Genomic DNA, 17925 nt, shown 5'->3' with positions numbered 1-17925 from the left:
TTATTTTTATCCGAAGCTATTGTTTAAATCATTCATAAAAAAAGGCTGAAATAATTCAGCCTTCTCAATGTTTTTTACAAGTCCGGTTGCGGTGTAGTTCTTAAGTAAGGTTTAATTTCTTTAAATCCTTTAGGGAATTTAGAAGGAATGTCTTCTGTTTTAATCGCTGGAGCTACAACCACGTCTTCACCTCTTTTCCAGTCCGCAGGTGTGGCTACAGAATAATTTGCAGTCAATTGTAAAGAATCAATTACCCTTAATAATTCGACAAAATTTCTTCCTGTACTGGCCGGATAAGTAATAATTAGTTTAATTTTTTTATCATTACCGATGATAAAAACAGAACGAACGGTAAAGCTTTCGTTTGAATTAGGATGAATCATGTCATATAATTCAGACACTTTTTTATCCTCATCAGCAATTATTGGAAAGTTTACAGTGGTATTTTGTGTTTCATTAATATCTTCGATCCAAGACCTGTGGCTGTCCGCACCATCTACACTAAGGGCAAGCATCTTAACATTTCTTTTATCAAATTCCTCCTTTAATTTAGAAGCTGCGCCCAACTCAGTGGTACATACAGGCGTATAATCTGCAGGGTGTGAAAATAAAATTCCCCAACTGTCCCCAAGGTATTTGTGGAAATTAATTTCTCCTACGGAAGAATCAGCGGTAAAGTCTGGAGCAACATCTCCTAATCTAAGTGCCATAATTGAATTTTTTAGGTTTTTGAATTATTTTTTAGGTTTAAATAGAAAACAGAAATGATTAAAATAAAGTTTACCGTTGGTTAAATAAATTAATTGAATAAATTTAATGCCTTATTTTCAAAGGATTGTGTCTAGTTTTAGAATATTTTTTTGGTGGGTTTTGGTTTGTTCTTGAAAGACCCTATATTTGCATCACCATTTAGGAAAAAGAGCACATCACTCACAAAATGGTCCGTTCGTCTAGGGGTTAGGACGTATCCCTTTCACGGATGAAACACGGGTTCGATTCCCGTACGGACTACATTTTAGTGCTCTTTTCCTTTTATTTGGTCCGTTCGTCTAGGGGTTAGGACGTATCCCTTTCACGGATGAAACACGGGTTCGATTCCCGTACGGACTACAACAAATTCTGTTTGTTTGCCGCCAGGCAAGCAAATTTTATTTGTGGTTGTTAGTGGTTAAAGTGAATAAAAAAACCTGATCATTCGATCAGGTTTTTTTGTTGCCTATTTTTGGAGAAATAGATCAAATTTCATCTATTCTGAATAATCCCTTAACAATGCACGGTAGTTGGTTAATATTTTTGAACGGCTAATAAAACCCATAAAATTTCTTTCTTCATTAAGCAAGGGAAGTTGCCACACATCAGCTTCATCAAACATTTTCGTCACCTCCATAACAGAATCCTTGGGAGAAATAATAAAGGGTGGGGCTATGGCCAATTGACTTACACTTGTTCCTTCGGCAGATTCTTTATTCAATAGAAATGGACGCAGTTGCTCCCTATTTAACAAACCCCAAAACTGGTTGTTGACGTCTACAACAGCCATACTGTTTTGATCACTATTTCTGAATTTATGCAATACCTCTTCCATGCTATCCGTAGTGCAAATTTGCACTGAGGAAGGGTTGATACAGTCTTTGAGAGAAATATGAGAAAGAATATTTTGATCCTGTCTGGTAGTAAAGATGTCGCCTCTTTCGGCCAACTCTTTAAAAGATGGATTAATTGGTGAGAAAGATCTGTTGATAAGGTAAGAAATAACAGAAACTATCATCAAAGGAATAAATAAATCGTACCCACTACTAGACTCTGCAATTAGGAAGATGGCTGTCAAAGGAGCATACATGGCGCCTGACATCACCCCTGCCATTCCTACCAACATCAGATTGGTAGTAGGTACCTCAGTGAATCCCATTAGCTCTAAAGAAAAACCAAACACAAAGCCAAGAAGCCCCCTGCCATAAGAGAGGGGCAAAATTGCCTCCATTACCTCCGGAATACAAGGTGATACTGGTAGCGAAAGCCTTGAGCAAAATTGTAAGTGATAAGAACACAATAATAATCACTTCTGAATTGCCGAAGTAACTAAAGAGGCTGTCCTCAATAAGTAACTTCACATTCCCCTGATAAATGGTTCTTATATTGATATACCCCTCCCCAAAGAGTGGGGGAAACAAAACACAAAGGACTGATAGCATTAAACCTCCTAGTAAAGCTTTGAGAAGCATTTTCTTCTTAAACCGCTCAAAAAACCTATGAACATACTGCCCAACCACTAGAAAATACCTGGAATAAAATCCAGTAAGCACCCCTAAACCCAAGAAATAAATCACATTAAAATGGTTGAAGGTTTCTCTGGCTTGAAAATTAAAAAGTATGTCTTCATTCAGAATAATTGTGGATAGAAGGCTTCCGCAAATAGAGGCAATAACCAGTGGAATAAAATCCGTAAATACTAATCCAGTAAGAATTATCTCAAAAGCAAACATGATACCGGCAATCGGCGCATTAAATGCTGCTGAAATTCCGGCTGCTGCTCCTGCAGCCAACAGTAAAGTACGTTCTTTAAAACCCAAACGGTACCTTTGGGCATAATTGGAGCCAATGGCAGAACCTGTAACCGCAATTGAGTCTCCAGTCCTACAGAACCTCCAAAACCAACTGTAATTCCACTTTGGAGGATTTGGGAATACATTTTGGTAATTTTAACCTTACTCTGCTTTTTTGAAATGTCTTTTAGTATAAAAGATATCTCCTTTTCCTCATCTCCATTAAAAAAGTATTTGACTATAAATGCCGTCAAAGTAATCCCTATCAAAGGAAAAATTCCATAAATCAGTAACCTTTCCTCAAATGGGACATCAGTACTAATGGACGATTGGATATAATGAACAAATACCTTTAAAATTACCCCGGCAGAACCCGCACTCAACCCCACCAAAATACCCGATAAGACAAGAAACTGAGAACGTGTCAATTTCTCACTTACCCAAATTAAAAAAGCTCAATAAAATTAAATTTCCGGTAAGGATATTGAATAAAATTCTTTTTGAATTGTAAAAAGTTGATATAAAGAATTTTTACTTTCCTGTTCATTTAATTTTTCAAATCATTAAGTTGAAATAAAAGAGCAATAAAATAAGTAGAACATTAAGCATGATTGTTGGAAAAGCAATTTAATGCTAGCCTCCCTCCCACATCTCATGCTTTGGTATTACCTTTTAGATACCTACCTCTGAGTTCATAAACCACCTTTAACTCTGATTTCCACGTTTTATTCACAGCCAAATCCAGTTAAAAGGTAAATTTATCTTTTTTGAAGTATTTTGGGTTTTTTGGAGAATTTTCAAGATTCAAAGTTAGCATAAATTTTACATTATTTGTAGCTACCAACAACTTAGACTAACTGTGGTTTTATAGAAAAAATTTCAAAAATTCATTTTAATAGAGAATGGACATATTCATCCAATTAGACAGTAACGTCCGATACAATTAAAACTATTACCATTTGAGGTGTCTAAAAGCCATGAGTCCATAATTCCTTTACATAGTTTCGGATCTTTTTGGTCAATAAAATGCATCAAGCCTTTACTTAATGCCAACTCAAACCTGAATCAATCAATGGGTCTTTTGCTTTGAATGCTTCAAAACTTCGGTCTTGATTATCCTGCCACCATTCAAAATAGGCTTGGGCAACTTTGGGATGCGCATCCTCTTCCGGCACAAGATTGAAATCGCCGTCCCTTTCCCTCACAATCGGGTTTTGAGAAGGAAACCTTCCTATTAAATATTCGCTTTCTATAGCTACCGCTCGAATCGATTCTATGGTCCATAACACATACATTCCCAAAGAACATTCCTCATTAACGTACGAAGAAATCCAATTTCTAGGGAAATTAGTGATTTTCTCGGTACGGTTTCTATAAACCAGTAGTTTAGGGATATCTGATTCGGTAAATTCCGGCAAATTCATAGCAGTATACTCACCATTGATCAGTAACGCTATATATTCCTCAACATTAACGTTTTGAAAAGGATCTTCTTCATTAATATTACAGGCCGTAAAGACTAGAAAACAGAATACGAAAATACAACACCTTAGATTTTTCAAGTTGTAAATGTTTTAGTTAATAAATTCTAAATAAAAAAATTACTCTAGCTAAGGCTCTAAATGCTTCAATTCTAAACCAATAGAGGTTCTAGGTTTAAAACCTTTCCAAGTTTCTTCCAACGAATCTTCAGGTAAGTCAAGAAAAGATGTAAAATCTTTACCTTTTAAATGAATACCCAAGAATGCTGTTACAAAATGTTGGTTGATATTGTTTATTCTTCTTTGGTCCCAAGAAGACTCTGCATAACGCAAATATTCATCCAGATGCTTCCCTTTTTGAAAAGATTCCGCAGGCGGTGGATTAGGTGCCACATTGTGCCTGGCATTAATGTAGGTCAGCAAGTACCTGTTCGCATTGAGAGCTCCTTCAAAAATAGCCTTGATTCCATCCTCATAACCTGAAATATCATCCTGATCCCCGGCTACAAAAAACAATGGGGTTCTAAGGTTTGCCAAACCTTCACTATCCCAAACTCCTCTTGCCATTCCCCATGGTGCAAAAGCCACCACAGCCTTAATTCTTGGATCAACAGATGTTGCATAAGATGGATGAGAAAGACTACGCTCCATTATTAGGTCACTACCTCCTGTCATTTGCTTAAAAAAACTTCCAAAACCTGATGAAAAGCCCGCACCTGCTGCATTTAACGCACCATAGCCCCCCATGGAATAACCCACTAAGGCTGTATTCTCTACATCGACTATCCCTGCTAAAATACCATCAGCCCCTTTCTTTCCCAGTTTCTCCATTTCATTTAAGACAAATAAATCATCAATTGGTCGATGATAAAGTGTACTAGAAAATTTCCCCGGGTCCTCAAAGGTTGACTCGGTGTGGTGAATGGCTGCTACGATATATCCTTTAGAGGCAAGATTTTCAGTAAGATAGGTCATCAAATATCTGGAACCAACATAACCATGGGAAACAATTACCAATGGAAACGCCCCTTCATCATTCTTGGGAGGTGCATCTCGTGTCGCTCTTCCTTTGAAGGAGAACGGAGAAAGCGGACGTTTTTCATCGTTCGCGAGTCCAATAAAATCATCATAAATAGTTACAGTAGGGCTATCTATTTCTGCCGGATACCAAACTTCTACTTTTAAAGGCCTGTCATAAAAGGGTTTTTCGTCTTTATTAAAATTCGCAACATCCGGCTGATTATTATTCTGAAAGTTTAAAGTCTTTACACCAACATTATACATCCCCCGCTCTGCCAATTCCGGAGCATCAGGCAACAAGTCTCCATAGATAAAACCGGAAGGATTGGTTTGACCATCTGCAAGTTTTAAAGTAAATAGACTGAAAAGAATGACAGATATAGCGTAGTATAGCTTTGTAATTTTCATAAGGCATTTGGGTTATTTGCTTTCCATTAAAAAAGTCTAGAGATTAAAGATAATTTTTTTCTTTAGAATAAATATTTAGGAGTTAGAATAATTTTTTACTAATTCTTATTCTATTTTTGTTACACCGGTTTGGTTTGGAAGGAAAATATTAGTCCTTCATTGGGCTAGAGTCATTGTTGGTGCTGATTTTTTTATTATAAATAGTATCAATCTAATTAATTAACAGTCAACTACAAACGAATGGATAATAAGGAAAATAATACATTAAGCCAGGGAATTTTTAAAAACCCATCGAAAGACATCCCTGCTGGGATTGTTGTATTCTTGGTGGCCCTACCTTTGTGTTTAGGAATAGCGCTTGCGAGTGGCGCTCCTTTAATTTCAGGATTAATTTCCGGAATGATCGGAGGTTTGGTTATTGGGCTGTTGAGTAGGTCTCACACCAGCGTTTCCGGACCTGCTGCAAGCTTGTCGGCTGTTGTATTGGTTGCGATCCAATTGTTAGGTTCTTTTCAGGTATTTCTACTTGCCTTGATGATAGGTGGTTTGATTCAAATAGCTTTGGGTTTTCTAAAGGCAGGTGCAATAGCCGATTACATTCCTACCAATATTATCAAAGGCCTTTTGGCAGCCATAGGTTTGATTTTGGTTTTTTCACAATTGCCTTATGCTGTAGGAGTGGAAATCGATGATAGCAGGCTGTTAGATTATTCCAAGGATACATTTGCAGGTTTTGAAGAAAGAGTACTAATGGTAGTTTCTTCAATTGCTCCAGGTGCATTGGTTTTGTCTATCATTTCATTGGGGATAATGATATTTTGGGATAAAACCCCGCTAAAGAGATTAAAATTATTTCCACCTTCACTTTTTGTGGTGGTTCTTGGAGTGGCGCTTAATCAACTTTTTAAGGTATTTGTCCCGGAATTATTTCTGGAGGGGGTTCACCTCGTTAATATTCCGGAAATCAGTCAATTTAGCTCCCTCTTCACCTTTCCTGATTTTGCTGCTATCAGCAATGGTAAAGTTTGGACTTATGCCTTCACAATCGCAATAATAGGTTCAATTGCTACTTTACTAAACCTAGAAGCCACAGACAATCTAGACCCTCACAAAAGAAGGAGCCCGCCCAATCAGGAATTGGTCGCCCAAGGTGTAGGAAATACTTTGACTGGCTTATTAGGCGGTATTCCAATTACATCTGTAATTGTCCGAAGTTCAGTAAATATAGAGGCAGGTGCTGAATCCAAACTATCCACACTCATTCATGGCTTTCTATTGACAATTAGTGTATTATTTCTCAGTAATATCATCAACCTCATTCCTTTAGCTTCGCTTGCCAGTATTTTACTTCTTGTAGGATACAAACTCACCTCATTTCATATGATACGGCAAATGTATCACAAAGGCTGGCCCCAATTTTTACCTTTTGCTGTAACCATAATCGGCATACTTCTTACAGATGTGTTATTAGGTGTATTGATTGGTTCTGCAATAAGTGTGTTTTTCTTACTTAGGAGTAATTTTCACAACCCCTATTTTATAGAGACTACTAACCCAACCAATAAGAAAAAACCATTCGACTGGAGCTTTCCAATGAAGTTTCATTTTTAAATAAGCCCGCCATTAAACGGACACTATGGAATTTACCGAAGGGCTCAAAGGTAATCGTCGATGCCTCTTTTTCTTCTTATATTGAACCAGATATTATTGAAATATTTAAAGATTATAAACAGACCTTTGCCGTAGAAAATAATATTGACTTTTCAATATTAGGTATGGGTGAAAACCTTTCCTCCAAGAAAAAATAATTTTAGACAGGAAAGACACTCAAGACAGAACCGATTTAAATTCTCCCCAAAAATATTAAACTTCCTTGAGGAAGGCAATAAGCGCTATACAGATGGGGATTTAGTTTCCAGAAGGTATCAAAACAAAAAATTAAAAGATTTCATTAAGGTTGACCCCCTTGCGGTAATGGTCAACTGCATAGATATGCGTGAACCACTCAACATGCTAATGAACACGGGTATAGGAGATCTTATTCCTTTAAAGGTTGCAGGGAATTTATTGGATAGGCACTTGATAGAAAGTATTGAAATTTCATGTAGAAAACAGAAAGCCAGATTGATTTTAATAATGGGAAACACTTCCAATAAGTTAATTTTATCTTCATTGAAAAAATCTTGGAAAATCCCGATTCCTGCAGCCCTTTATTGGTTCCTGCAATAAATGAAAAGTTTTTAAACCTGAACAACTAACTAAAGCCAATTTGGAGGAATGGTCGGAAAGGTTGATGGCTTGGAATTTAGAGTTTTCTAAAAACTTAATTCTCAGCCAAAATCAATATTTGAACCATGAGATTTCACTAGGTAAAATTGGTTTATGCACCGCCATTTTTGACAGAAAATCTGGTAAAATAGAATTTTCTCCACTTCATATTTCCGAAAAGGTAACCAATAATAATCCTTAAATTAGTTTTTGAAACAGTTTACCCATAAAATCTAGAAAAATGAAGTGTTCATTGATCAATAATCAACAAAAATATATTCTGTCATCTTTTGCATGGTTCATTATGCTATTAATTTACTCTTCATGTGAAAGAGGTGAATCAAAAACTACTGATGAGACAATAGAAGAGGCATGGGAGATCATTTTCAATGGCCAAAATCTGGATGGATGGACACCAAAGTTCCAACACCATGAAACGGGTGATAATTATGCCAATACTTTTCGTGTGGTCGATGGAGTGATCCAAGTAAATTATGATGGTTATGATAGTTTCGATGAGCGCTATGGCCACCTATTTTACAAGAATCCTTATGGCTCCTTCCACCTTAAATTCGATTATCGTTTTACTGAGCAATGGATGGAAGATGCGCCAAGTTATACCTATAGAAACAGTGGAGTGATGTTCCATTCTCAAGCTCCTGAAACCATATTAAAGGAGCAGGATTGGCCGATATCCGTTGAATATCAAATGTTGGCAGATGCCGGAGATGGTAAGCCAAGACCTACTGGAAATATGTGTTCTCCGGGAACTGAAGTTTACTTTGAGGGAGAAATGGATCCGAGGCATTGTATTGACTCCAGCTCCCCTACCTTTCCTTGGGATGAGTGGGTACATGCTGAATTAATTGTGTACAGTGATTCACTTGTGATCCACAAAGTAAATGGTGAAGAAGTATTACAATATACCAAACCTCAAATTGGAGGTGGTGTAGCCAAACGTTTTGATCCTTCCTATAAAGTAGATGGGAAATTATTAAAAGAAGGATATATTGGCCTACAGGCCGAAGGACAAGGCGTTGAATTTAAAAACATAAAAATAAAAGCCTTTCAATAACTTTACTATTTAAGAAATCTTTCAGTAAAAGCTTCCTTATAAGCCCTCCCAATAGGTAGCTGCTCTCCATCAATTAAAGTAATCATATTGCCGGAAACCTTTTCTACTTGGGAAATATTTACAATATAGGATTTGTGAATTCTAACAAATTGCGATTCATCCAACAATTCTAACCACTTTCTCATGGGCTCAGAAGAAAGGTACTTCTTTCCCGGAAGAATTATATCGCAATAATCACCATCCGCTCGAATATAGATAATGTCTTGGAAAGCTATTCTGATATGTTCATAGCCCAATTTGACAAAATGTTCTTTTTTCTGCATTTCAGTCTTATTTTGGACATACTCTTTAGCTTTTGAGGGATTGTCAGAGGGAACTTTTCCTACAGCTTTTACAAACCTTAAAAAAGAAAAAGGTTTTAATAAATAATCCACCACATCAAGCTCATAGCTTTCTAAGGCATATTCAGAATAGGCTGTAGTTAAAATAATATAGGGCTTTTTATTAAGGCTTTTGAGAAATTCTAAGCCTGTTAACCTTGGTAAGTGTATGTCAAAAAAATTAAATCTATGGCATTGGAATTTAAAAAACTCATGGCTAAAATAGGGTCACTAAAAGTACCTTTTAGCTCAAGTGTACCCAAGTCATCTATGTATTTTTTAAGTATTCTTTGTGCTGGTGGCTGATCTTCAATAATGATACAGTTCATATTAGTTTTCATTCAATACCATTTCTAAAGTTACCTTATACATTAAATCCGTTTGCTGAATTTCCAATTCATGAGCATCATGGTATAACAAATTCAATCTTTTCCTAACATTGCTTAATCCAATACCTTTTCCCGCATTAGCATCTATATTAGCAGCTTTATAGTTGTTCTGACAAACAAAAGTCAACTTTCCTTCATCACTCAATGTCAACCTAATGTCGATCACTATTTGTTCCGATTGACCGGATTGACTGTGTTTAAATGCATTTTCAATAAAAACATTCAATATTAATGGGGCAATGACAAAACCTGAAATTGATTCAGGGGCCTCAAAGCTAACATTACCTCTTTCTTCAATCTGCATTTCATACAAGCGGGTAAAATTTCTCAAGTGTTCAATTTCCTTGGAAAGTGGCACGGAGGACTCTTTGCATTCATACAACATATAGCGCAATACTGAGCTCAGCTCTAAAATAATTTCCGGTGTTTTAGCAGACTTTACTACAGCGTATGAATACAAATTGTTCAGATTATTAAATAGAAAATGAGGATTTATTTGAGACTTTAAAAAGGTCAATTCTTCTTCTTTAATGATGGCCTTTAACTCCTCTACTTTTCTTTGATTTCTAAGGGCATCCCAAGCAAATTTAAAGCCTGACAGGATAACGATAACCGGCAAGACCTGACCCAGGCTAAACATTACCCCCGGAAAACCTGCTCCTCTTGAGTCAGGAAAATACCATTTTTCTATCACAAACTCCTCCATTAAAATGACCAATGCAAGGATAATAATAGTTAAACCAAAAAAGGCTAAGTATTTCTTAGTGTAAAAAAACTTAGGTAATAAAAGATAGCTTATGCAAAGATTGGCGATTGTATAATTAAGAAAAAAACGACATCATACCAATGGAAAGTATTGACCTTGTTGGGATGACTGCTATCAATTACATAAAAACTAAACACCAAAGCATGTAATATTAGTTGAAAAATTAACTCTTTTTTAGATAGATGTTGAACTATAGGCTGCCTATTCATAATATAAATATAAGAATTAGGTAACCCATTGGGCAAATTTTAAGGTTGAACACCAATTATATTCCTGTAAACAACAAGCTTTTCATATAAATCAAAATTATGTCGTTTGACAGATAAATAGAGCCGTTTACCGAATACTTTATAAGTATTGCGAATTTATTATCAAATTTAAATTATAAACCGAAAATATTCAACTACATGAAAAGACTTCTAACTTTTGTCACGGTTTTGTTTGTGACATTATTTACCTCACTGGCCCAGGATATTGAAGTATCCGGGAAGGTGGTGGATTCCAAAAGTAAAAGCCCCATAGAATTTGCAACCATTAAGTTACTGGACAAAACCTCTGGTAGTCTATTGGTAGGAACTACTACAAAGGCTGATGGTGGTTTGTTGCTCATTACACAAGAGGATGACTTTGTTCTTGAAATTAGTTTTATCGGCTTCATTTCTAAGACCATTGAAGAATATGAAATAAGTAATGGCAAAGTAGATTTCGGGACAATTTTGTTGGAAGAAGACAGCAAGTTAATGGATGAAGTGGTAATCCGTGGAGAACGGTCTTCTACTGAATTTAGACTAGACAAAAGAATTTTTAATGTAGGGCAAGACTTAAGTAGCACAGGTGCAAGCGCCCTTGAAGTACTAAATAATGTTCCATCAGTAACAGTAGATATAGAAGGACAAATTCAACTACGAGGAGCAGGTGGGGTTCAAATCATGATAAATGGTAAGCCATCGGTATTGACAAGCGATGGAGGAAGTGCCTTGGGCACATTGACTGCCGATATGATTGAAAGTGTTGAAGTTATCACCAACCCTTCTGCCAAATATGATGCTGAAGGAACTTCAGGCATTATCAATATCGTATTAAAAAAGAAGAAAAAGAGGGATCAATGGTTCTGTTTCATTGAATACTGGCGTACCTGATAACCATAGTTTAGGTTTTAGTTTAAATAAAAGAACTGAAAAATTCAACCTTTTCAGTCAAGTGGGGGTTGGTAAACGAAAATTCCCTGAGAACTATAAAGGTTATAATAGAAATGAAACAGCCAATACTGAAATAAACAACTTTGGAGAAAGAGATAAGGGGGAATCCTTCTTAAATGTAATTTTGGGAACAGATTATCACATAAATGACAATAATGTCCTTTCCCTCACCGGTAATTTTGCTTATGAGTGGGAATCAGAAACTTCTTTGATAAACTATAGTGCTATAGGAGCAGACAATGTGGTTTCCTCGCTTGGCAAAGGGACGAAGTAACTTCTGCCACCAACCCAAAATGGCAATTTGAAATGCAGTACAAAAAAGACTTCTCTGATAAAAAAGATCATTTTCTATTAATAAGTGCATTAGGCAGTTCCTTTTCGAAAGATCAAGAATCTTCCTTTAACAATACACCCGAATTTGGAGAAGAAGCATTGAGTGACCAACAGCAAACCCAAACTGACTTTGGACAGGTGGAATATACTTTTAAGGCGGATTATACCCAACCTTTTACTGAAAAAATTACTTTTGAAACCGGTGGGCAATACCTGATAACAGACGTTGGTAATGACTATTCTATCAGTAATTGGGAAAACGATCAGTGGGTGGTTGTAACGGATTTGTCCAACTCTTTTCTATACAACCAAAAAGTTTTAGGGATCTACAGTACAGGATCTTATGAAGGTGAAAAAGCGGGTATAAAGTTAGGCTTAAGAATGGAAAACACTGATTTGTTTACCCTCTTAGAAGAAACCAACCAAGAAAACAATCGGAATTTTACCAATTTTTTCCCTACGGTGCATACCTCTTATAAAATGAGGGATAACTTTAGTCTTCAAGCCGGTTACTCTCGAAGAATAGCAAGGCCAAGACTTTTTGATTTAAACCCATACTATAATATAAGAAACAACTATAGTATTAGAACAGGAAATCCTGACTTGCTTCCTGAATTAACGGATAGCTATGAAATTACAGGTATATTTGATCACAAAACATTTTCGTTAAGCTCTTCCGTTTATCACCGATACATTACCAGTACTGTGGAAAATGTGACTAGATTTGAAGGGGATATAGCCATCTCTATGCCCATGAATATTGGTACAAATAAAACCACCGGCTGGGAAATTAATGGAAAATATACTCCATTGGATTGGTTGTCATTTAACGGGGATTTCAATTACAATTATTTCCATAGAGAAGGTACTTACGAATCAACAGATTTTGATTTTAATGCAGATCAATGGTCATCAAGGTTGACTACTAAAATTGAATTTCCTGCTGATTTCACCCTGGAAATGGTAGGTAATTACCAATCGAAAAGACAAACTTTCCAATCCCTAATGAGTGGTTATGCCATGGCCGACATAGGGGTTAGGAAGAAAGTATTGAAAGGAAAAGTAATCCTTAACTTGAGCGTAAGAGACGCTTTTGCAAGTAGAATTTTTGAAAGTGAAACCATCCAAGACTCATTTTCCCAATACAGTCATCGTATGCGTGGAAGGTTTGTGACCTTTGGTTTAAGCTACGGGTTTGGAAAAGGAGAAGCCATGGAATTTAGTGGCCAGAAAAGACGTTTTTAATGCGCATACAGCGGGTAAAAATTGGCTATTTCTTTAAGTAAATAACAAAAAAGTTGCCTCAAATGTTTGAGGCAACTTTTTTTAGTTGATGACTTAGACGAAGGTTAATCCTGAGATTAGGGATAGATAATTGGCTACAAGAACCGGATTGAATAGATTTTCCTATTTTCAATGCGGAAAAAAACAAAAAAATGCCTTATTCAACTGAGATTGAATCATCGGATATTTGTCTTTTTTCTATTCACATAAAATCCCAAGAGCAACATTGACTGTACATCCAATCTTACTCTTGGGACATTTAACCAGAAATAAGCAACTGACAATCGAATAAGTGCTGATATCACTCCAAAATCAGGTACGTCGTTGCTGTTCTCAATTTCACCATAGCTGTCCTATGCTAAAATCATCAAGCATCCTTATTTTTTTGCGATTGCAACACATCCCAAACACGGGAAGGGCTATCACGAATCCAATTACATAATTCGGGTTTAACCTATGGCTCTACATCGAATAGGTCAAGGGAGAATTTTTAAAATTAGGCGCTAAAAGCTAAAGGTAAGCTCCCATAACTTAACATAAAAGATGGTACTATTGGTTACTGCCAACCACCACCTAGAGACCTGTACAAATTGGTTAGGGACTCAAGTTGCGAATACTTGGTGTTGATCAACTTAATTTCAGAATTCAATGCATTTTCTCGGGCAGTAATTACTTCTAAATAATTTCCAATTCCATTGTCAAGGAGTTCCTCAGAATATTCGATGGCCACCTTATAGGCATCTAACTCCTGTTTTAAAAGCCCTTCTTTTTCTTTGGCTGCATGAAAGTTATACAATGCATCTGACACTTCTTTCTCGGCATTAAGTATGGTATTTCTAAAGTTTAAATAAGCCTGCTCTTGTTGAGTCTTAGCCACTTCCAACTGGGTTTTCAATTTTCTTCCATTTAATATTGGTTGGGTAATTCCCGAAATAACATTGGCAAAAGCAGAGTTCAAACTAAACAATTGATCCAGTTCCAAACTTTGAATACCTCCAGTGCCTGTAATACTTAAGGAGGGATATAAATTAGTCTTTGCCACATTACTCAATTCAAAAGCATTGATCAGCCCATATTCTGCTGCAAAAACATCCGGTCGGTTTCGCAATAGTTGCACTGGAAATCCTATTGAAAATTCTTCAGGCAAGCTTTGCTCCTCAAGCCTTCCCCTCGAAATTTCTTCAGGGGATCTAGCCAATAATATTGCCAAAGCATTTTCTGTCAAATGGAGATCCCTTTGCAAATCCACTTTCAAGGCTTTAGCAGTAAACAATTGAGCTTCTGTTTGCTTCACGCCTACTTCTGTAACTATACCTGCAATTTTCAAGGAGGCAGTTGTTTCCAAAGCCTGTTCCCTGTTGTCGATGGTCTCATTGGTCAATTCCAATTGCTGATCCAATGCCAGCAATCTAAAATATAGGTTGGCGATGTCATTAATCAACCTGGTTTTGACTGCCTGATGGGCTGCTACAGATTGCAAATAAGTTGCTTCAAAAGCCCTTCTTTGACTTCTGATTTTCCCCCAAATGTCTGCTTCCCACGAAAAGCCAACAGAAACTTCATATTGGGTAATGCCTCCATCAAAGAAGGATCCAAATTGAGAGTTTTTTGACAATTCCTGGTGTGTAGCCTGACCTGTCCCGGACAAAGTGGGCAATTGCCCCCACTTTCCTTGTTTATAATAGGCCTGAGCTGCCAGAACTTTCTGTAAAGCTGTTCGAATGTCAATATTGGCAGCAAGACCTTCTTCTATATAAGCAGCCAGAGTAGGGTCAGTAAACACTTCTCTCCACGAATAATCAGCCATTGTCACACTGTCTTCAGACAGCAAATCTGTACGATAATAACTTTCATCTATCACATCGGAGGGCTGTTGGTAATCTTTAGCCACAAAACATGAAGGTAATAAAATTAACAAAAAAGGTATATATAGACTATTTTTAAACATAGTAATTAAGCGTTTTCTAAAGCTTTAGCTCTTTTTTTGGACTGATTTTTTCCTGAAGCCATTGAAATAAAATAAACAATATAGGGATGACAAAAACGCCAAGTACAGTACCGATCAACAAACCACCAACCGCACCAGAACCAATGGAACGATTACCCGCAGCTCCAATACCATTGGCAAAAGCAAGGGGCAACAACCCGATAATAAAAGCAAACGAAGTCATGAGTATAGGTCTTAGCCTAACCTTTGCTCCTTCAAAAGCCGCCTCGGTAATAGAGGCTCCACCTGCCCTACGTTGCATGGCGAACTCAATAATCAAAATCGCATTTTTTGCCAATAGCCCTATCAGCATAACCATGGCAATTTGAAAATATATATTGGCCTCCATTCCCAAGAAATAGGTAGTTAAATACGCCCCCATTACCCCAACAGGTAATGAAAGTAAAACAGCCAATGGAATCAGGTAACTTTCATATTGGGCAGCTAAAATAAAGTAAACAAAGAGAATGCTTAGCAAGATGATAAATGTAGTTTGGCTACTCGCATTGATTTCCTCTCTAGTCAGACCGGAATAATCCACGGCAAAGTTTCTCGGCAGTTCGGTGGCATTAACCTCTTGAATGGCCTTGATGGCATCCCCTGTACTGTAGCCGGGTGCCGCAGCACCGTTGATGGCAACAGAATTAAATAAGTTAAATCGAGTAACTGCCTGAGGACCATAAACCCGCTTGAGAGAAAGAAATTCAGAAATAGGAGCCATCTCTCCTTTACTATTGCGGACAAACAATGACTTAAGGTCATCAACTTCAGCTCGATCTTGAGGCAATGCCTGAACATAAACCCTATATTGCTTACCAAATTTAGAAAAGTCTGCTGCATAAATACTTCCAATATATCCCTGAAGTGTTCCCAATATGCTACTAACGCTTACCCCCGCCTCTTTGGCTTTGGGTATATTGAGGACCATTTCATATTGAGGATAACCTGTGCTAAAGGCCGTTTGTGCATATAGAATTTCCGGCCTTGCCATCAACTTGGCCATGTATTCTTTGACCTCAATATCCAGTTCATTAAAGCTTCCTCCGGATTGATCCAAAAACTTCAATTCAAATCCTGAAGAAACACCAAAACCTGGGATACTCGGTGGAGCAAAGAATAGTATTTTGGCACCAGGAATCCCTGCAGCAATTCCAAACATTTTACCAATAAGGGCTCGGGCAGACAATGAATCGGCTCCTCTTTCCTCCCAAGGCTTCAAGCGAATAAAGCCCAATCCAAAATTGCTCCCTTCCCCGGAAATTAAACTGAAACCGTTTACCATCGAGCCTCCCTCAACACCTGGAAGATTTTCAATAGATTGCATCAATTCATCGGTGACCGCAACTGTTCTATCCAAAGAAGCTCCTTCAGGAAGAACGATATCTGTAAATATTAACCCCCTATCTTCTTCCGGAACAAATCCGGTCGGCGTATTTTCGGCAGCCCAAATGATGGTACCTATAGACCCAAGAATGATAACACCCGTAATCCATTTGAAACGGTATAAAAATTTCAATGCACCCACATACCTGGCTGTAGTAATTTCAAATGCTGTATTGAAACCGTTGAAGAATCGTTTGGCTAATCCGGGTTTCTTATTTTGATCCTCAACGTGTGGTTTCAGCAATAATGCACATAGCGCCGGGCTTAACGTCAAAGCATTTACAGCTGAAATAGCAATGGCCAACATTAAGGTAACTCCAAATTGCTCATAAAAAACACCAGTTGGGCCGGTAATAAAGGTAACTGGGATAAATACTGCTCCCATAACCAAAGTAATTGAAATAATGGCTCCGGTAATTTCTTCCATGGCTTTATGGGTGGCTTTTCTGGCATTTTTTACACCGCCCTCCATTTTAGCATGAACGGCTTCCACTACCACAATCGCATCATCTACCACTATTCCAATGGCTAAGACCAAAGCAAATAGGGTCAATAGGTTGACCGAATAACCCAATAAATTTAGGAAAAAGAAAGTTCCGACTATGGAAACAGGAACCGAAATAGCAGGTATCAAGGTAGACCTAAAATCCTGTAGGAATATAAATACTACAATAAAGACCAATATAAATGCCTCAATTAATGTTGTGGTCACTTTTGCAATAGAGGCATTTAGAAAATCATTGGTGTCAAAATTTATAAATATTGACACCCCTTTGGAAACCTAGGCTCCATATCATTCAAAGACGCTTTTACATTGTCTATGATTTCTTGGGCATTAGAACCTGGGGTTTGGTATACAGCCATACTCACACCGGGCTTTCCATTGGTATAGGACATCACAGAATAGCCCTGAGCATCCATTTCAACATCTGCCACATCTTTTAATCTAAGGAACTGACCATTTCCTAAAGCTTTGATTACTATATCTTCATATTGAGCCTCATTTTTATATCGCCCACCATATTTTATTACATACTCAAAAGCCTGGGCATTATTCTGGCCAATTGATCCGGCAGCCGCTTCCAAACTTTGTTCATTAATGGCCGCGGTAACATCGGCAGGCATCAAACCATAAGCTGTAAGTTTATCTGGTTTTAACCAAATTCTCATGGCGTAATTTTTCGAACCAAAAACCGTCACATCTCCCACTCCTTTGATTCTTTTTATAGTAGGAATGACATTGATATTAAGGTAATTCTGAATAAAAGTGGCATCGTATTCAGGATTGTCGGACACCATGGTGAAAAACATTAATGAACTGGTTTGCTGTTTTTGGGTAATCACCCCTGACTGAACCACTTCGCTCGGCAATAAAGGATTTGCTCGGGCAACTCTATTTTGCACGTTTA

At 37.3% G+C, this 17925-nt stretch carries 14 protein-coding genes, 2 tRNA genes and 4 pseudogenes; 8 read left to right on the top strand and 12 right to left on the bottom strand.

The window, feature by feature from the left end; genetic code table 11:
• Nucleotides 1-74 precede the first annotated feature (74 nt).
• On the bottom strand, nt 75-710 hold the full coding sequence (locus WG932_RS03095) for a peroxiredoxin (protein WP_483086913.1): 636 nt from the start codon (nt 708-710) through the stop codon (nt 75-77).
• 229 nt (nt 711-939) lie between these two features.
• Between WG932_RS03095 and WG932_RS03090 the strand changes: the two genes are divergently transcribed.
• A tRNA-Glu gene (locus WG932_RS03090) sits at nt 940-1011 on the top strand.
• 27 nt (nt 1012-1038) lie between these two features.
• Nucleotides 1039-1110 (top strand) — tRNA-Glu (locus WG932_RS03085).
• Nucleotides 1111-1246: 136 nt separating this feature from the next.
• Here the strand turns inward: WG932_RS03085 and WG932_RS03080 are convergent.
• The 5 genes and pseudogenes from WG932_RS03080 to WG932_RS03060 all read right to left on the bottom strand — a co-directional run bounded on the left by WG932_RS03080 (nt 1247) and on the right by WG932_RS03060 (nt 5452).
• The gene (locus tag WG932_RS03080) at nt 1247-1540 is read right to left on the bottom strand and encodes a CBS domain-containing protein (protein WP_483088564.1); all 294 of its coding nucleotides are present in this window, start codon (nt 1538-1540) and stop codon (nt 1247-1249) included.
• Nucleotides 1541-2570, bottom strand: a pseudogene (locus WG932_RS03075) (chloride channel protein); the annotation flags it as partial. It lies immediately after the preceding gene.
• On the bottom strand, nt 2465-2971 hold the full coding sequence (locus tag WG932_RS03070; RefSeq protein ID WP_483086912.1) for a hypothetical protein: 507 nt from the start codon (nt 2969-2971) through the stop codon (nt 2465-2467). The gene WG932_RS03070 and the pseudogene WG932_RS03075, both read right to left, overlap by 106 nt.
• 615 nt (nt 2972-3586) lie before the next feature.
• A complete protein-coding gene (locus WG932_RS03065) occupies nt 3587-4105 on the bottom strand; it encodes a DUF4943 family protein (RefSeq protein WP_483086911.1) in 519 nt (172 codons plus the stop codon).
• Nucleotides 4106-4153: 48 nt separating this feature from the next.
• The gene (locus WG932_RS03060; protein WP_483086910.1) at nt 4154-5452 is read right to left on the bottom strand and encodes an alpha/beta hydrolase family protein; all 1299 of its coding nucleotides are present in this window, start codon (nt 5450-5452) and stop codon (nt 4154-4156) included.
• A 240-nt stretch (nt 5453-5692) separates the two neighbouring features.
• On the opposite strand from WG932_RS03060, the gene WG932_RS03055 reads away from it, so the two are divergent.
• The 3 genes from WG932_RS03055 to WG932_RS03045 all read left to right on the top strand — a co-directional run bounded on the left by WG932_RS03055 (nt 5693) and on the right by WG932_RS03045 (nt 8795).
• On the top strand, nt 5693-7063 hold the full coding sequence (locus WG932_RS03055) for a SulP family inorganic anion transporter (RefSeq protein ID WP_483086909.1): 1371 nt from the start codon (nt 5693-5695) through the stop codon (nt 7061-7063).
• Between the two features lie 168 nt (nt 7064-7231).
• Nucleotides 7232-7681: a carbonic anhydrase gene (locus WG932_RS03050; protein ID WP_483086908.1), complete on the top strand. Its 450-nt coding sequence runs from the start codon at nt 7232-7234 to the stop codon at nt 7679-7681.
• 280 nt (nt 7682-7961) lie between these two features.
• Nucleotides 7962-8795 (top strand): 3-keto-disaccharide hydrolase, encoded by an 834-nt coding sequence (locus tag WG932_RS03045; protein ID WP_483086907.1) that lies wholly within the window; start codon nt 7962-7964, stop codon nt 8793-8795.
• A gap of 5 nt (nt 8796-8800) precedes the next feature.
• On the opposite strand, the gene WG932_RS03040 is transcribed toward WG932_RS03045, so the two are convergent.
• From WG932_RS03040 to WG932_RS03025, 4 genes and pseudogenes are all read right to left on the bottom strand, one after another.
• The gene (locus WG932_RS03040) at nt 8801-9118 is read right to left on the bottom strand and encodes a LytR/AlgR family response regulator transcription factor (RefSeq protein WP_483086906.1); all 318 of its coding nucleotides are present in this window, start codon (nt 9116-9118) and stop codon (nt 8801-8803) included.
• Nucleotides 9119-9238: 120 nt separating this feature from the next.
• Nucleotides 9239-9346 (bottom strand): annotated as a pseudogene (locus WG932_RS03035) (LytR/AlgR family response regulator transcription factor); the annotation flags it as partial.
• Nucleotides 9328-9516, bottom strand: a complete 189-nt coding sequence (locus WG932_RS03030; RefSeq protein ID WP_483086905.1) for a hypothetical protein — start codon at nt 9514-9516, stop codon at nt 9328-9330. The pseudogene WG932_RS03035 and the gene WG932_RS03030, both read right to left, overlap by 19 nt.
• Nucleotides 9506-10258: a sensor histidine kinase gene (locus WG932_RS03025; protein WP_483086904.1), complete on the bottom strand. Its 753-nt coding sequence runs from the start codon at nt 10256-10258 to the stop codon at nt 9506-9508. The genes WG932_RS03030 and WG932_RS03025 overlap by 11 nt, the downstream gene beginning before the upstream one ends.
• A 479-nt stretch (nt 10259-10737) precedes the next feature.
• On the opposite strand from WG932_RS03025, the gene WG932_RS03020 reads away from it, so the two are divergent.
• The 3 genes and pseudogenes from WG932_RS03020 to WG932_RS03010 form a co-directional block, all read left to right on the top strand.
• Nucleotides 10738-11469, top strand: a complete 732-nt coding sequence (locus WG932_RS03020; RefSeq protein ID WP_483086903.1) for a carboxypeptidase-like regulatory domain-containing protein — start codon at nt 10738-10740, stop codon at nt 11467-11469.
• On the top strand, nt 11450-11803 hold the full coding sequence (locus WG932_RS03015; protein WP_483086902.1) for a hypothetical protein: 354 nt from the start codon (nt 11450-11452) through the stop codon (nt 11801-11803). Before WG932_RS03020 ends, WG932_RS03015 begins: the two co-directional genes overlap by 20 nt.
• Nucleotides 11804-11820: 17 nt before the next feature.
• Nucleotides 11821-13107: pseudogene (locus WG932_RS03010) on the top strand (outer membrane beta-barrel family protein); the annotation flags it as partial.
• 595 nt (nt 13108-13702) lie between these two features.
• On the opposite strand, the gene WG932_RS03005 reads toward WG932_RS03010, so the two are convergent.
• A complete protein-coding gene (locus tag WG932_RS03005; protein ID WP_483086901.1) occupies nt 13703-15064 on the bottom strand; it encodes an efflux transporter outer membrane subunit in 1362 nt (453 codons plus the stop codon).
• A gap of 46 nt (nt 15065-15110) precedes the next feature.
• Nucleotides 15111-17920: pseudogene (locus tag WG932_RS03000) on the bottom strand (efflux RND transporter permease subunit).
• Nucleotides 17921-17925: the final 5 nt, after the last annotated feature.

This window comes from Cyclobacterium sp. SOCE241 (assembly GCF_056867545.1).
Note: the sequence above shows the minus strand (reverse complement) of the source record. Positions and strands in the feature narration are given on the sequence as shown.